Below are 13944 nucleotides of genomic sequence, written 5' to 3' on the forward strand. Positions count from 1 at the left end.
TTCTTCTGAAAACTTTCTTTTAAAAACAACTTTTGACATATTGTAGCCCTCCTAATTTCATTAATATAATTGTAAATATCTAAATTAACTTTGTCCAATCCAATTAGGGGGGCTATAGGACAGTTCTGGTTATTACTATTAACTAACTATAGTTTTACCTGTTTTCTTCAATTGATAGCAAAGGCTTAATAAACAAATTTAAATTTTGACTTGTTTCTCTATAAAAGTTTTATTTACTCTTTAAAATAATATCCGTCATAGTTGCAATTCTTTTATTTTCTTTAACATCATGAATTCTTATAAACTCACATCCTGCCATTATTCCTATAACAGTTGTTGATAAAGTCCCTTCTAATCTATCTTTTGGATTTTCTATATTAAGAGCTTTTCCTATAAAAGATTTTCTTGAAGTTCCAAGAAGAAGTGGATACCCCATTTTTTTAAACTCTTTAAGATTTTTCATTACAATAAGATTATCTTCATAAGTTTTTGCAAAGCCTACGCCAGGATCAAGTATTATATTTTCTTTTTTAACTCCAGCATTTAAAGCTATATTTACACTTTCTTCTAAATCTACAATCATATCTGAAATTATATTTTTATATTCCTTATTATCTCTGTTATGCATTAGACAACATGGCACATTATACTTTGCCGCAACTTTAGCAATTTCTGGATCCTTTTTAAATCCCCATACATCATTTATTAAAGATGCACCATTTTCAATTGCTTGCTTAGCAACTTCTGCTTTATATGTGTCTATAGATATTGGTATATCTGTTTCTTTTCTTATAGCCTTTATTACAGGAATTACTCTTTCAAGTTCATCCTCCAATCCCACTGATTTATGGCCTGGTCTTGTAGATTCTCCACCAATATCAATTATATCTACACCATTTTCTATCATTTCCATTGCTCTTTTAACTGCATTATCTACTGTATTAAAATTTCCACCGTCTGAAAAAGAATCTGGAGTAACATTAAGTATACCCATAATTATAGTTTTTTCATCTAAATTAAATTCTCTATTACCAATCTTTATTATTCTAGTCAAAACAATCACTCCTATAATAAGCTAATAACATATGGTGAATAGCTTTAAAAAACTATTCACCACTTACCTAAACTTAATATTTTATTTCAAAATTTTTCTTTTCATCACTCCAATGGCATTTGGATTTAGCATTACACCCAAAGCACATTCTAGATAACTTATCACTTTTATAAAGAATATCACCTAAAACACTTTTTTCACTTTCTTTTACCCTGTGAGAAGATATGGCTTTTATAATATCTTCACACTCTTCTTTAGAATATAAACTTTCTTTTAATATTCTTGTTGCTAAAATAACACTTCCTTTATCATGAGGAATATCTTTTTCATATTCCATAACTCTTCCTAAATCATGCAGTAAGGCCGCTCCATAAATTAATTCTTTAGATATATTTAAGTTTTGCTCTAAAGAAATTATATAACCTATCCTTGCCACATCCATGGAATGCTCTATTCCATGAATGCAGAAGACTCTATTCTCTTCCAAATTATTAAGCTTTCTTAAAGATTCTCTAAAATAGGTATTTCTAAGTATAGAATTTATTTTATCATTCATTTACGCACCCTTTTTCTAAAGTTTTAGTAATGATAAAACTTGATTTTGAAGTGCTATATTATCTTTAAATTCACCTTTTGACACCATAGTTGTTGTTTGGGTTCCAGGTTTTTTCACACCTCTCATAGTCATACACATGTGTTCTGCCTCTATAATAACCATAACTGCTTTTGTATTTAAATTTTTCATCATTGCTTCTGCAACTTGAGACGTTAGCCTCTCTTGAAGTTGAGGTCTTTTTGCAAAAACTTCTACTGTTCTTGCAAGCTTACTAAGTCCTGCAACTTTACCATTAGGTATGTAAGCTATATGCACTTTGCCATAAAAAGGTACAAAATGATGTTCACACATTGAATAAAAAGTTATATCTTTCTCTATAACTATATCATCATTTTCTACTGTAAATGTTTTTTCTAAATGGCATTTAGGGTCTTCTTCAAGTCCTGAAAAAATCTCTGCATACATTCTTGCAATTCTGTCTGGTGTGCCTATAAGACCTTCTCTAGTAGGATCCTCGCCTATGGCTTCTATAATCATAGTAACAGCTTTTCTAATCTTTAATTCATCTATCATCTTAAACACTTCCATTCCCTATAGTTGTAAATTTTTACGTATTATTTTAATGTTGATACGTAATATGATCTTATTTTATCTACCATATGATTTTCATTAATTTTAATGTGATCTAAAGAATTTATTTTCATAATTCCCATTAAGCTATTAGTTATAAAGGCACCATCACAATTTAACAATTCATCTTTTGTAAAACGACCTTTTACAATCTTATATCCTATATTTTCTATGTTATCCACCAAAAATCCTCTTATTATTCCAGGCAAAATACCACATTCTATAGAAGGAGTATAAATTATGTCGTTTTTTATAAAAAATATATTAGAAACAGCACCTTCTGCAATATAATTTTCAGTATTTAAAAATATAACCTCATCAAACCCTTTATTTTTAGCTTTTTCTTTTTCTATAATATTTTCTAAATAATTTAAAGATTTTATATAAGTTAAATCCGAATTCTCATTTCTTTTTACATTACTTATAGTTATATTAAAACCTTTTGAATAATCACTTTCTTTATAGGCTATCTCTCTTGAATTATATATAACATTTTCTCTAGAAACCATTATTTTTAAAGCTTTATCTTTAATCTTCAAAGTCTCTATTTTCTCCATAACTTCATTTACTGTAATGGTTTTATCTATTTTTAATATTTTTAAAGAATCATTAAGTCTTTTTATATGTTCTTTTAATAATATAGGCTTTTCTTTAATAAGAATTGTCTCAAAACATCCCCTACCGAAAGAATATCCGTCATCTAATGTTATATTTTTCAAATTATTTCACCACTTTCTATATATAGGGAAACAAGCTCCTATTTAAGTTTACTCATCAATCTTTGTTATCAATTTTAAAAGATAAGCTTACCTATAGTTAGTCAATAATTTAGGATTAAACTGTAATTCAATTTCTTTTAACATAATAATATAATTCACTTTTCAAATAAATTTAACTTAATGCTTTCATCAATGCTTTAGCTTTATCTAAAGTTTCATCATACTCCATAACTTCTTCTGATTCATAGGTTATCCCTCCACCTACACCAAAATAAGCTTTGTTATCCTTTAAAAGAATACTTCTTATTACAATATTTAAATCAACATTTCCATCAAATCCTATATATCCAATAGCACCTGTATAAATATTTCTATTCACTTTTTCTATTTCATCTATAATTTCCATGGAGCGTATCTTAGGTGCACCAGTTATAGACCCACCAGGAAATGCAGCCTTAATTAAATCTATTGATGAATATTGGTCCTTTATTTTACCAACAACTGTTGAAACTAGATGAAATACAGTACTATATTCCTCTAACTTAAATAATTCTGTAACTTTAACAGAACCAGCCTCACAAACCTTACTCAAATCATTTCTTTCTAAATCAACAATCATTAAAAGTTCTGATTTGTCCTTTTCACTGTTTATAAGTTCATTTTTAAATTTCAAGTCTTCCTCTATATTTTCACCTCTAGGCCTTGTCCCTTTTATAGGTCTAGTCTCAACTATATTATTATAAACTTTTAAAAATCTTTCAGGTGAGGATGATACTATGTCAAACCCATCTAAATTCATATATGCTGCAAAAGGAGCCGGATTTATAGTTCTAAGAGTTTTATATATATCAAATGGTTTTTTTAATGTTTCCTTTTCATATCTTTGAGTTAAATTAGTTATATAAATATCGCCACTTTCTATATAATTTCTTACCTTAGATACAGCATTTATATACTCATCTCTTTCAAAATTAGATTTAAATTCACTTATTTTATATTTTAAGTCTGAATAATCTTCAGGTTCCAGTTTATGACCACTTTTTATTAAGTTTTCAATGTCTACTATGCTACAATCACCATCTTTTAACTTTCCTAATGCTGTTACATGGCAACTTTTAGTAATATTATCATAAATAATAATGTTATCGTAAAAATTAAAATAGCAGTTTGGTATACTTACATCTTCTATAGATTTATTTGGTAAATCCTCTATATCTTTACCAAGGTCATAAGAAAAATATCCTATACCACCAGCTACAAATGGTAAGCCAGTACTATTTTCAAATTTATTAGCTTTAAATATCTTATCTAAATAAAGAAAACAATCTTCTTTAATATCTTCTCCATTCACAGTACAAACACCATTTTTATATCTAAAAGTTTTATAAGGATTCACACCTATAAAACAATATCTTCCCATAGTAGAAAAATCCCTTTGACTTTCTAAAAATATAACTTCTTTAAAGTCCTTAAATACATTAAAAATTTCAAAAGAATTTAAATCAGTAGTAATTTTTTTTAATTTAAAATCCATATTATATCCCCCTTAAAATTATGTCAAATATAGGGTTTCAAAAGTACAACTATAGTAAATTAAGAGCTTATAGCCCTTAGTATAAGGTTAATCTTAAAACCCTACAATCCAGTACAAAGTTTAGTCATATAAAAAATCTTTATCTATTTTGCATATTCCATTCTCTTGTATTATTTATAAAATTCTTTAAAATTTCATGCCCAAACTCTGTAAGTTCAGCTTCTGGATGAAATTGAACTCCTTCTATTGGATATTTTTTATGTCTTACTCCCATAATAACACCATCTTCCGTTTGTGCTGTAATTTTCAAGCACTCAGGTAAAGATTCTTTTTCTATTATTAAAGAATGGTATCTAGTAACATTAAAGGGACTTTTTATATTTTTAAAAACTCCTTCCATGTCATGGTTTATTGAATTTATTTTGCCATGTACTGGAACTTTCCCCTTTACTATATCCCCGCCAAAGGCATAACCTATGGATTGATGTCCTAAGCATACACCAAAAATAGGAATTTTACCTTTAAACCTATCAATAACATCTAATACAACCCCACTATCTTTAGGTGCTTTAGGTCCTGGAGAAATAATTATACCTTCTGGATTTATTTCTTCTATTTTTTCTAAAGTTATTTTGTCATTTCTAAAAACCATAGTTTCTTCTTCTATTTCTTCTAAATATCTAACTAGGTTATAAACAAAAGAATCATAATTGTCTATCATTAAAAACATATTACCCCACCTTTAAAGAAAATTTTATTCTACTTCCATAAATCTATACTCTTGTCCTGTTGGGTTTTCTTTTTCCTTTGGTACCTTTTCCAAAAACATGTTTATAGGCCTTACAAATAATTTATATTCTCCATAAAGTGCTCTATATACTACCATAACTTCTTCTGTTTCTGTATTTGTTGCAATATCTTCTACAAAGTATAACTTATCTTTAAAATGTCTATATATTTTTTTTACAGTTACTTTTCTTTCCAAAACTTGCCTCCCTCTATTGACACAAATAATTTTACATTGTTGAATGTATTTTATTTAAGTTTATAATAATATTAATACATAGTTTATTAGTTGTTAAATGTATTATAGCAAAAATATGTGTTATTTTTCCTTAATTTTAAAAGAAAAAATATTTTGACAACATTTTTTTTGCTATTTCTTAATTTTTTTGATTTACATTTTCATTATACTGAAAATTTCTAAAGAAAAATGAAATTTGTGTAAAAGAAAGGGGAATTTATTATGAAAATTGACTTACATACTCATAGCACTGCTTCTGATGGAAGATGCACTCCTTCTCAGTTAATAGATAAGGCTATAAAGAATGATGTGGATTTTTTAGCAATAACTGACCACGATACAACAAATGGCATAGATGAGGCCTTAAAATATAGTGCTGATAAAAACATAAATATAATTCCAGGTATTGAACTTTCAACTGTACATAACAACGAAAGTATACATATTCTTGGTTATTTTAAAGATGAATCTTATAAAACAGATACTTTACAAAACTTTTTACAGGAATTAAAAGAATCTAGAATTAATAGAGCAAAAAAAATAATTGAAAACTTAAAAAAATATTTTAATATAGAAATATTTTATGAAGATGTAAAAGATAACTATATAATAGCGAGACCACATATAGCTAAAGCTATAATAAAAAGAGGGTATAATTATACTTTTAATGAAATTTTTGAAAAATTTATAAGCAAAGATAGTCCTGCTTATGTTGAAAATAAAAATATTCCTTTAAATGATGGAATTAAAATATTAAAAGAACATAATGCAATTGTATCTCTTGCACATCCTTGTCTTATAAAAAAATCTAATGTAGAAGATTTAATTAAAAATTATGAATTTGATTGTATAGAAGCTTATTATTCTATTCATACTGAATATGACACCGCTAAGTATATAAACCTTGGAAGAAAGTTTAATAAACTATTGACCTGTGGTTCTGACTTTCACGGAATAGAAAACGATTCTAAACATAGTGACCTTGGTTCTATAATAATGAACTCAACTAAAGCCAAAGAATTTTTAGATGCTTTATATAAATAAAAAATAGGTAGTATAGTTTTTGATATAATCCTTCCAAAATAGAGTTGTTTATTTACCTTTTCTACTTTAGAGGGATATTATCAATTTTATACTACCTATTTTTACTGTTAACTATAAAGAAATTTTTGTAAACTTTCTTTATCCTCCGATATTTTCTTAAAATCCACTTCATATTTTTCAATTAATTCATCTTTATTATATTTGTACACTTTATTATCTAAATTTTCAATTTTAAAATTAATAGTATCAACATTTTTTATTAGTGCAAATAATACTATTGCATTTTTTTCTAATATTTCTTCTTTTAAATCATCCTTCAAATTATAGTTTACAGTTATCTCATAGGGCTTTTCATCTGTTTTAAGTTCAACCCCATTACCAGATTCATTTAATGGTAATTCTGATAATATATTTCCAACTGCACTAATATCACCAACATAAGAATCTTTATACTCTAATAATTTATTCAAACTAAGTTCCACTTCATCTTTATTTTTAAGCTCGCACCCAACTAACATTAATAATAACATTAACATTATAGGTATTAATAATCTTAATATTTTTTTCAAATTTTCCCCTCATTCCAATGCTTTTTTCTAAAATAATGTTAATTGCTCTACTAAATCCTTTTTTAGTGATGATATAGATATCCCTATAAGCCTTATATCCTCTGTAAGCTCTATACTATCTAATATTTTTTCCCCTTCATTGTATATTGCTTCTTCTTCAAATACATATTTATTTAAAGTCTTGCTTTTTGTATGGTTTTCAAAAGAAGCTGTTTTTATTTTTACTGTTACGGTTTTCCCACTAAAGTTTGCCTTTTTAAGTTGAGTTGCTATATCTCTTGAAAAATCTAAAAGATATCTTTTCAATTGGGTTTTATCTTTTGTATCTTTTTTTAAAGTAGTTTCACGACCTACGGATTTTCTTTCTCTAATCGCTGAAACACTTCTATTATCAATTCCTCTGATTCTATTATATATATCTACACCTTGTCTTCCAAAGTATTCTTGCATAAACTCTATAGGTAAATCATACAAATCCCTTATAGTAAAAATAGCTATATTATTAAGTTTTTCTACAGATTTTTTACCTAATCCATGAACTTTTTTTATTGGAAGATCCATCAGTATATCTGGAATCATTTCTTTTTTTATTTCTTTTAATCCGTTAGGTTTATTCCAATCTGAGGCAAGCTTAGCTAAAAATTTATTATATGATATTCCAATGGATATATTAAGACCTAATTCCATCTTAATCATGCTTTTAATTTTCAGCGCTACAACTACTGGATTTTCTTTTAAATCAGTTATATCTATATAAGCTTCATCTATACTTACAGGCTCTATTTTATCTGTAATTTCATATAAGAGTTCAAAAACCATATTAGATACTTCTTTATATCTTTGGTGCCTTGTAGGTAAAAATATACCCTTAGGGCATAACGCTTTTGCTTTATATATAGGCATTGCAGAACTTACTCCAAATTTTCTAGCTTCATAAGAACATGTAGCTACAACCCCTCTTTCTGATACTCCTCCTACAATAACTGGTTTATTTTTCAAGCTTGGATTATCCATAACTTCGACTGAAGAAAAGAAAGCATCCATATCTACATGAATAATTACTGACTCCAATAACTTCACTCCTACTAATAATCACTAAACCAATTTATTTAGTGACTAAAATTGCTCTTATTTTCTATATCATATATCATTTAGAGTTTTCATTCAACATTTTAAGTATTTCTTTATCCCTTATTATTCTTGGTATTTTTAATTGATTTTTCGATACTCCTTTTTCAATCATATAACTCTTGATTTTTGAAAAAGTATTTTCTCTTAATAGTATAACTTTAATTTCTCCTAATTTTTTATTTTTTCTAAATCTTCCATAGGCGAAATTGGTTTTGCATAGCTCTTTATCTAAAGTTTCAGCTATAATATTACTTTCTTTAGAGTCTCTAATTTCCATATAAAAAACATATCTTCCTGGAGTAACATTATTATCTTCCATAGTAGAATAATCCACTATATCTAATTTTAATTTTTGTGAAGTTCTTCTTAATGCCTCTGTCACATGTGCTTCTGTTGTTTTTTCTGAGACCATATTTAAAAGTTGATTTTTTCTATATAAAAATTTTATTTCAGGGCTATTGTTATAATATCCTATAACTTTGACAACATCCCCAATTCTATATCTATAAAGACCTGAAAAATTAGTAACTACAATCTCATACACTTTTCCTATTTCAAGTTCATTTATAGTCTTAGTTATAATATTATTTTCACTACACTCTATAGGTATAAACTCATAAAAAGCGGTATCTGAAAGAACTACATAACTTATTTTACCAACATTTGGATTCATCCCAATAACAGCCTCTGATGCAGCATATGCATTAGAATATATAATTAAGTTACCACTATAATAATTAACCTTATCATCATATACTGAAAAGCTTCCACCAGTAACAGTTGCTATATAAACAATAGATTTCCAAAGCCTTTTCGCTATGCCTTTAAAACCTCTTTTAAATTCACCTTCAATTTCACTTGCTCTTTTTTTTAGTGGATAATTTTTCTCTAAAAGTACTTTTCTAAATTCTGGTTCTATTTTTAAATTTTCATTTAAAGTTCCATGAGAAATATCATAAACTAAATTTTTCCACTGTTTTTCCATAGTTCTAAAAAAATCTAATATACTAGATATAAAAATTCCACTTATATAACTTAAATTTTCATCTCTTAATGCAAAAAGAATATGAAGATATAGTGCACTTTCTTTATCATTCATACTCATAACTTCTATAGGTGAAGTCCATATAAACGGTATTATAGACTTTATAGATTTCATTCCACCTGATGTAGCCGAACTTATAGGTATACCTGATATAGTATATCTGGTATTTACTATATCTGTAAGCATAATTCCTTTTCCATAGTTCCATTGTTCTTTTAAATTTTCATATAATATTCTTTCCGTTAAAATACCCATGTATTTTGCCCCAACTTTAATTCCTTTTCTAGTTGTTGGAATTAACTTTTGTTTACCTGTAGTTCCTGAAGTTAATGCAAAATACTTTATATTATCACAAACTAAAATGTTTTTTTCCCCTCTACACATTTTCATAATGTACTTTTCATAGTCATCATATGTTGATATAGGTACTTTTTCCTTATATTCTTTTAAATTTTTAATACTTATAAAGTCATGTTTCTTGCCAAAATCGCTTTTGCTACTTCTTCTTATTATACATTTTAAAGTACTCATACTTTTCTCATAAGAATTTATTGTATTTTTCTCAAAATGTCTCTTAACACTACCTCCTAAAGTTATCATTGTTAAGTACATAGATTTTGTTATAAAACTCACAACAAACACTTCCTCAACTTGCTTAGCTTATATATAGGGTTTAAGACTGAACATTAACTTATAAAATTAAAATTAAAGTTCAAATGTCAATACAACATATTTTATAATGTTTAACATTTTTTGTATTTGTTACATAGTTTTATATTATGAAATTAAAGGTAATTTGTGTTAATTTCTATAGTATAAATAAATAAAGAGTGCCCCTTTTAATGATTAAAATCATTTGAGACACTCTTTTTTAAATTTTATTACTCTATAGGGATTTTAATCTAGAGTTATAAATTATATTTTTATCCTATATTATGCTTCTATTAAGAATGCTTCGTATGCTCTGAATGCTTCGTATATATCAGCTTTACTTGCTATTTCATATGGAGCATGCATATTGTGTAGTGCAACACCTGAATCTATAACTTCCATTCCATATTCAGCTAAGATGTAAGCGATTGTTCCACCGCCACCTTGGTCAACTTTTCCAAGTTCTGATGTTTGCCAAGAAACATTGTGTTTTTCCATTATAGCTCTTAATTGTGCTATAAATTCTGGGTTAGCATCGTTACATCCACCTTTTCCTCTAGCACCTGTATATTTATTGAAAACAATACCTTTTCCGAAGAATGCATTGTTTTGTTTTTCACTTACTGATGCATAGTTTGGATCGAATGCAGCACTAACATCTGAAGATAACATTTTTGAATTAGCTAATGCTCTTCTTACTTTAAGATCACTATAATCACCCATTAAGTTTATAACTTCAGCAACAGTGTTTTCAAAGAATCTTGATTGCATTCCTGTAGCACCTTGGCTTCCAACTTCTTCTTTATCAACTAATAATGTTATGCAAGTTTTCTTAGTTTCTTTTATTTTCATCATTGCTTCGAATGAAGTATAAGAACATACTCTATCATCATGTCCATAAGCCATAACCATTGAGCTATCTAATCCATAACTTCTTGCTCTTCCAGCTGGAACTACTTCTAATTCTGCTGAAACAAAATCTTCTTCATCTATTCCATATTTTTCATTTAATAATCTTAATACATTTAATTTAACTCTATCTTTAGCTTCTTTATCTTCAACTGGAATACTTCCTATACAAACATTTAAAGCTTCACCTTCAACACCTTTAGCTAAAGTTTTAGCCATTTGATCTCCTGCTAAGTGAATTAATAAATCAGATATTCCAACTACTGGTTCCTTCTCATCTTCTCCAATTACTACGTCAACAACTGAACCATCTTTTTTACAAACTACACCATGTATTGCTAGTGGTAATGTTGTCCATTGATATTTTTTAATTCCACCATAGTAATGAGTTTTTAAAAGCGCTAAATCTGAATCTTCATATAGTGGATTTTGTTTTAAATCTAATCTTGGAGAGTCTATATGAGCTCCTAAAATATTGAATCCTTTTTCTACTGATTCAGAACCTATTAAGAATAAAGCTAAAGTTTTTCCCATACAATTAGCATATACTTTGTCACCAGCTTTTAAGTTAGTTCCATTTGCAATGTATGTATTTATATCTTTATATCCTTGAGCTTCTGCTAATTCTATAAATTCTTTAACACATTCTCTTTCTGTTTTACATTTAGACATAAAGTCTATATACTCATCTGATAGTGAAAATACTTTTTCTAAGTCCTCTTTTGTGTATTTGTCCCAAGCTAATTCATATTTTTTTGTTAAATCTGCCATTGCCTGCTCCCCCTTTTATAATAAATATTAAGAAAAGTTTAAATAATTTTAACTTTCTCTTAATTTCAATTTATATTTTACTAGACTTTTCTAAAAATTTCAAACATTTTTCAATTATAAATTTATAATTTGTTCAAATTTTTTTAACATTTTCTTTACTTTTCTATATTATTCAGCTCATTAATCCTTTTTTCTATGGTGTCTACAGCTGTTATCTTTTGAGTTACTGTATATCTAAAATTTACTGCTGCAGCCTCTATTATAACCGCCAAGTTTCTTCCCGGTCTTATTGGCAATGTTACCTTAGGAATCTTCACATTCAAGATTTCTATTTCTTCCTTATCAATTCCTAATCTTTCATAATATTTATCTGCATCCCAATTTTCTATATTTATAACCATTTTTACAATTTTTTTAGGAATTATTGCACTTAGTCCATATACTGCGGATATATCTATAATACCCATGCCTCTTACCTCTAGCATACCTTTTGTAACATATGGACATGTACCATGTAGTGCACCATCAACCTGTTTTATGTCTACAGCATCGTCTGCCACCAACCTATGTCCTCTTTTTATTAATTCAAGTGCGGTTTCACTTTTTCCTATTCCACTTTCTCCAGTAATTAAAATACCGATACCATAAACATCAACTAGCACTCCATGAAGCCTAGTCTCTGGGGCTAATTTTAATTCTAAATAATTAGTTATTTTTCCTATAAATTTGGTAGCATTCATACTTGTTCTAAGCATCCAAATATTATTTTTCTTTGCAGCTTCTATAAGTTCACTGTCTATGTTTAAAGATCTAGTGATTATTATACATGGGACATCTAAAGAAAAAAAACTCTCTATTCTTTTTTTTCTTACTTCCTCTGGTAATGATTTAAAATATCCATATTCTGTTTTTCCCAAAATCTGCAATCTATTATTATCAAAATCTTCATAGTATCCTGCTAGTTGAAGTCCAGGCCTATTTATATCACAGGCCTGTATTTCCTTTTGATTATCTCCTTGCATAAGAATTTCCAAATTAAAATTTTCAACTAGGTTTCTTACTGTAACCATAGTAAATCTCCTTTTTAATTCTTATTTCCTTTAGGAGGTATTCTTTCTATACCCTCTAATTGTGCTCTAAAATTTCTTTTTACATTATTTATGTACTTTTGTCTTAAAGTTTGTTGCTCTTCTTTTTCAGCATCTGTTAAACCTTCTTCTTGACTTTTTTTGTATAATTCATTTATACGTTTAACCATTTCATCATGATCCATTACTTATTACCTCTCTTTTCTTCGATTTTTTTTTACATTTAACTGTTTATATTCTACTTTAAATCCCCAAGACTTTAAAGATATAAATTTAAATTTCGATAATTATTTTTGCTTTTACTTGTAACATTTGACATTTATTAGGACATTTTGTACTAATTTGACAAAATAAAATGCTTAACTTTCCTTCTTATTTTTGTTACAATTTATTTGTAAAAAATAGTAAAAAATAATTACTTGGAGGATTATTATGGGGATAGATACACAAATTTTAGAAGAGAAGATTAAATGTTACAAAAAAATTTTAAACTTACTTTTAGTGGAAAATTGTATAACCGACTCAAAAGTAGTTAATTATTCTCAAAAATTGGATAAATATATAGTTGAGTACCAAAAATACCTTATTTAGTACTCACTTGTACATAGTTAAGTTGTGCAAGCTTTAAAACTAAATTTCATTATTCATTAAAGCTTGCTTTATTTTTTTTATTGTACACTGAATACTATATCATCTATATTTTCTATTTCTTCTTTAGAAAATATTACCAAAAAATTAATATGTTCAAAATTATCTTCACTTGGCTCATAACATATTAATTCATAATTTAAATCCATTTCTTCACTACAATCATTGATTACATCTTCTACATTATCCATTGCAAAATCAGTTAAATATGGCAATAAATAATCATAATACCAACTTTCACTTTGTTTTTCCTCTTCACATTCATCATTAGCATATTCTGACGCTGATTCTAATTCTAAGTCATCAAAGTAATATTTAAAATTAAATATACTTTTAGACTTATCAAAGGATTTATCCTTTACATCCTCTAAGTCACATTCTTCTAAAAAGTTTATTATTTTCTTATTATCCAAAGTATTTCCTGCTACTCGAAATATGGAGAAAAATACCCCTATTGAGATTTTTCCTGTTTCAATGTACTCCATTTTGCCGAAGCTACTTTGGTTTATATAGCACTCCACAGGCTTAAATTCCCATCTAGCCAACGGTACATATATAAGTATCTATTTAA

The 13944-nt window shown here is 27.3% G+C and carries 16 protein-coding genes; 2 read left to right on the forward strand and 14 right to left on the reverse strand.

Going from position 1 to position 13944, the window contains the following annotated elements; genetic code table 11:
• Positions 1-229: 229 nt before the first annotated feature.
• The 7 genes from folP to KQI36_RS17390 all read right to left on the reverse strand — a co-directional run bounded on the left by folP (position 230) and on the right by KQI36_RS17390 (position 5478).
• Positions 230-1042, reverse strand: a complete 813-nt coding sequence (gene folP / locus KQI36_RS17360; protein ID WP_216451998.1) for a dihydropteroate synthase — start codon at positions 1040-1042, stop codon at positions 230-232.
• Between the two features lie 85 nt (positions 1043-1127).
• Positions 1128-1610, reverse strand: coding sequence for an HD domain-containing protein (locus KQI36_RS17365; protein WP_216451987.1), 483 nt, complete (start codon positions 1608-1610; stop codon positions 1128-1130).
• A 15-nt stretch (positions 1611-1625) separates the two neighbouring features.
• Positions 1626-2180 carry a GTP cyclohydrolase I FolE gene (gene folE / locus KQI36_RS17370; protein ID WP_187117216.1) on the reverse strand — a complete coding sequence of 185 codons (555 nt, stop codon included), beginning with the start codon at positions 2178-2180 and terminating at the stop codon, positions 1626-1628.
• Between the two features lie 44 nt (positions 2181-2224).
• On the reverse strand, positions 2225-2959 hold the full coding sequence (locus tag KQI36_RS17375) for an aminotransferase class IV (RefSeq protein WP_216451988.1): 735 nt from the start codon (positions 2957-2959) through the stop codon (positions 2225-2227).
• 172 nt (positions 2960-3131) lie between these two features.
• Positions 3132-4493, reverse strand: a complete 1362-nt coding sequence (pabB, locus tag KQI36_RS17380; RefSeq protein ID WP_216451989.1) for an aminodeoxychorismate synthase component I — start codon at positions 4491-4493, stop codon at positions 3132-3134.
• A gap of 139 nt (positions 4494-4632) precedes the next feature.
• Entirely contained in the window at positions 4633-5223 is a 591-nt protein-coding gene (locus KQI36_RS17385) for an anthranilate synthase component II (RefSeq protein WP_216451990.1), read from the reverse strand.
• Positions 5224-5247: 24 nt separating this feature from the next.
• Positions 5248-5478: a DUF1653 domain-containing protein gene (locus KQI36_RS17390; RefSeq protein ID WP_216451991.1), complete on the reverse strand. Its 231-nt coding sequence runs from the start codon at positions 5476-5478 to the stop codon at positions 5248-5250.
• A gap of 261 nt (positions 5479-5739) precedes the next feature.
• On the opposite strand from KQI36_RS17390, the gene KQI36_RS17395 reads away from it, so the two are divergent.
• Positions 5740-6561, forward strand: coding sequence for a PHP domain-containing protein (locus KQI36_RS17395; protein WP_216451992.1), 822 nt, complete (start codon positions 5740-5742; stop codon positions 6559-6561).
• Positions 6562-6668: 107 nt separating this feature from the next.
• Here the strand turns inward: KQI36_RS17395 and KQI36_RS17400 are convergent, their stop codons facing one another.
• The 6 genes from KQI36_RS17400 to KQI36_RS17425 form a co-directional block, all read right to left on the reverse strand.
• Entirely contained in the window at positions 6669-7130 is a 462-nt protein-coding gene (locus tag KQI36_RS17400; RefSeq protein WP_216451993.1) for a DUF4825 domain-containing protein, read from the reverse strand.
• Between the two features lie 27 nt (positions 7131-7157).
• A complete protein-coding gene (locus KQI36_RS17405) occupies positions 7158-8201 on the reverse strand; it encodes a DNA polymerase IV (protein ID WP_216451994.1) in 1044 nt (347 codons plus the stop codon).
• 76 nt (positions 8202-8277) lie between these two features.
• Positions 8278-9939 (reverse strand): GH3 auxin-responsive promoter family protein, encoded by a 1662-nt coding sequence (locus KQI36_RS17410; RefSeq protein WP_216451995.1) that lies wholly within the window; start codon positions 9937-9939, stop codon positions 8278-8280.
• A 300-nt stretch (positions 9940-10239) separates the two neighbouring features.
• Positions 10240-11637, reverse strand: coding sequence for an aminopeptidase (locus KQI36_RS17415; protein WP_010291701.1), 1398 nt, complete (start codon positions 11635-11637; stop codon positions 10240-10242).
• 155 nt (positions 11638-11792) lie between these two features.
• Positions 11793-12707, reverse strand: coding sequence for an HPr(Ser) kinase/phosphatase (gene hprK, locus KQI36_RS17420; RefSeq protein ID WP_216451996.1), 915 nt, complete (start codon positions 12705-12707; stop codon positions 11793-11795).
• Positions 12708-12721: 14 nt separating this feature from the next.
• Entirely contained in the window at positions 12722-12910 is a 189-nt protein-coding gene (locus tag KQI36_RS17425) for a DUF896 domain-containing protein (protein ID WP_010291704.1), read from the reverse strand.
• Positions 12911-13157: 247 nt separating this feature from the next.
• Here KQI36_RS17425 and KQI36_RS17430 point away from each other — a divergent pair, with 247 nt between their 5' ends.
• A complete protein-coding gene (locus KQI36_RS17430; RefSeq protein WP_010291705.1) occupies positions 13158-13316 on the forward strand; it encodes an aspartyl-phosphate phosphatase Spo0E family protein in 159 nt (52 codons plus the stop codon).
• 77 nt (positions 13317-13393) lie between these two features.
• On the opposite strand, the gene KQI36_RS17435 is transcribed toward KQI36_RS17430, so the two are convergent.
• On the reverse strand, positions 13394-13786 hold the full coding sequence (locus tag KQI36_RS17435; protein WP_216451997.1) for a hypothetical protein: 393 nt from the start codon (positions 13784-13786) through the stop codon (positions 13394-13396).
• Positions 13787-13944: the final 158 nt, after the last annotated feature.

This window comes from Clostridium senegalense (assembly GCF_018916625.1).
Taxonomy (GTDB): domain Bacteria; phylum Bacillota; class Clostridia; order Clostridiales; family Clostridiaceae; genus Clostridium_J; species Clostridium_J senegalense.

What these genes read in the sequence shown, in the direction of transcription:
- KQI36_RS17365 (WP_216451987.1), bottom strand. Translation starts at nt 1,610, where the DNA reads ATGAATGATAAAATAAATTCTATACTTAGAAATACCTATTTTAGAGAA.
- KQI36_RS17430 (WP_010291705.1), top strand. Translation starts at nt 13,158, where the DNA reads ATGGGGATAGATACACAAATTTTAGAAGAGAAGATTAAATGTTACAAA.
- hprK (WP_216451996.1), bottom strand. Translation starts at nt 12,707, where the DNA reads ATGGTTACAGTAAGAAACCTAGTTGAAAATTTTAATTTGGAAATTCTT.
- KQI36_RS17425 (WP_010291704.1), bottom strand. Translation starts at nt 12,910, where the DNA reads ATGGATCATGATGAAATGGTTAAACGTATAAATGAATTATACAAAAAA.
- KQI36_RS17415 (WP_010291701.1), bottom strand. Translation starts at nt 11,637, where the DNA reads ATGGCAGATTTAACAAAAAAATATGAATTAGCTTGGGACAAATACACA.
- KQI36_RS17395 (WP_216451992.1), top strand. Translation starts at nt 5,740, where the DNA reads ATGAAAATTGACTTACATACTCATAGCACTGCTTCTGATGGAAGATGC.
- pabB (WP_216451989.1), bottom strand. Translation starts at nt 4,493, where the DNA reads ATGGATTTTAAATTAAAAAAAATTACTACTGATTTAAATTCTTTTGAA.
- KQI36_RS17385 (WP_216451990.1), bottom strand. Translation starts at nt 5,223, where the DNA reads ATGTTTTTAATGATAGACAATTATGATTCTTTTGTTTATAACCTAGTT.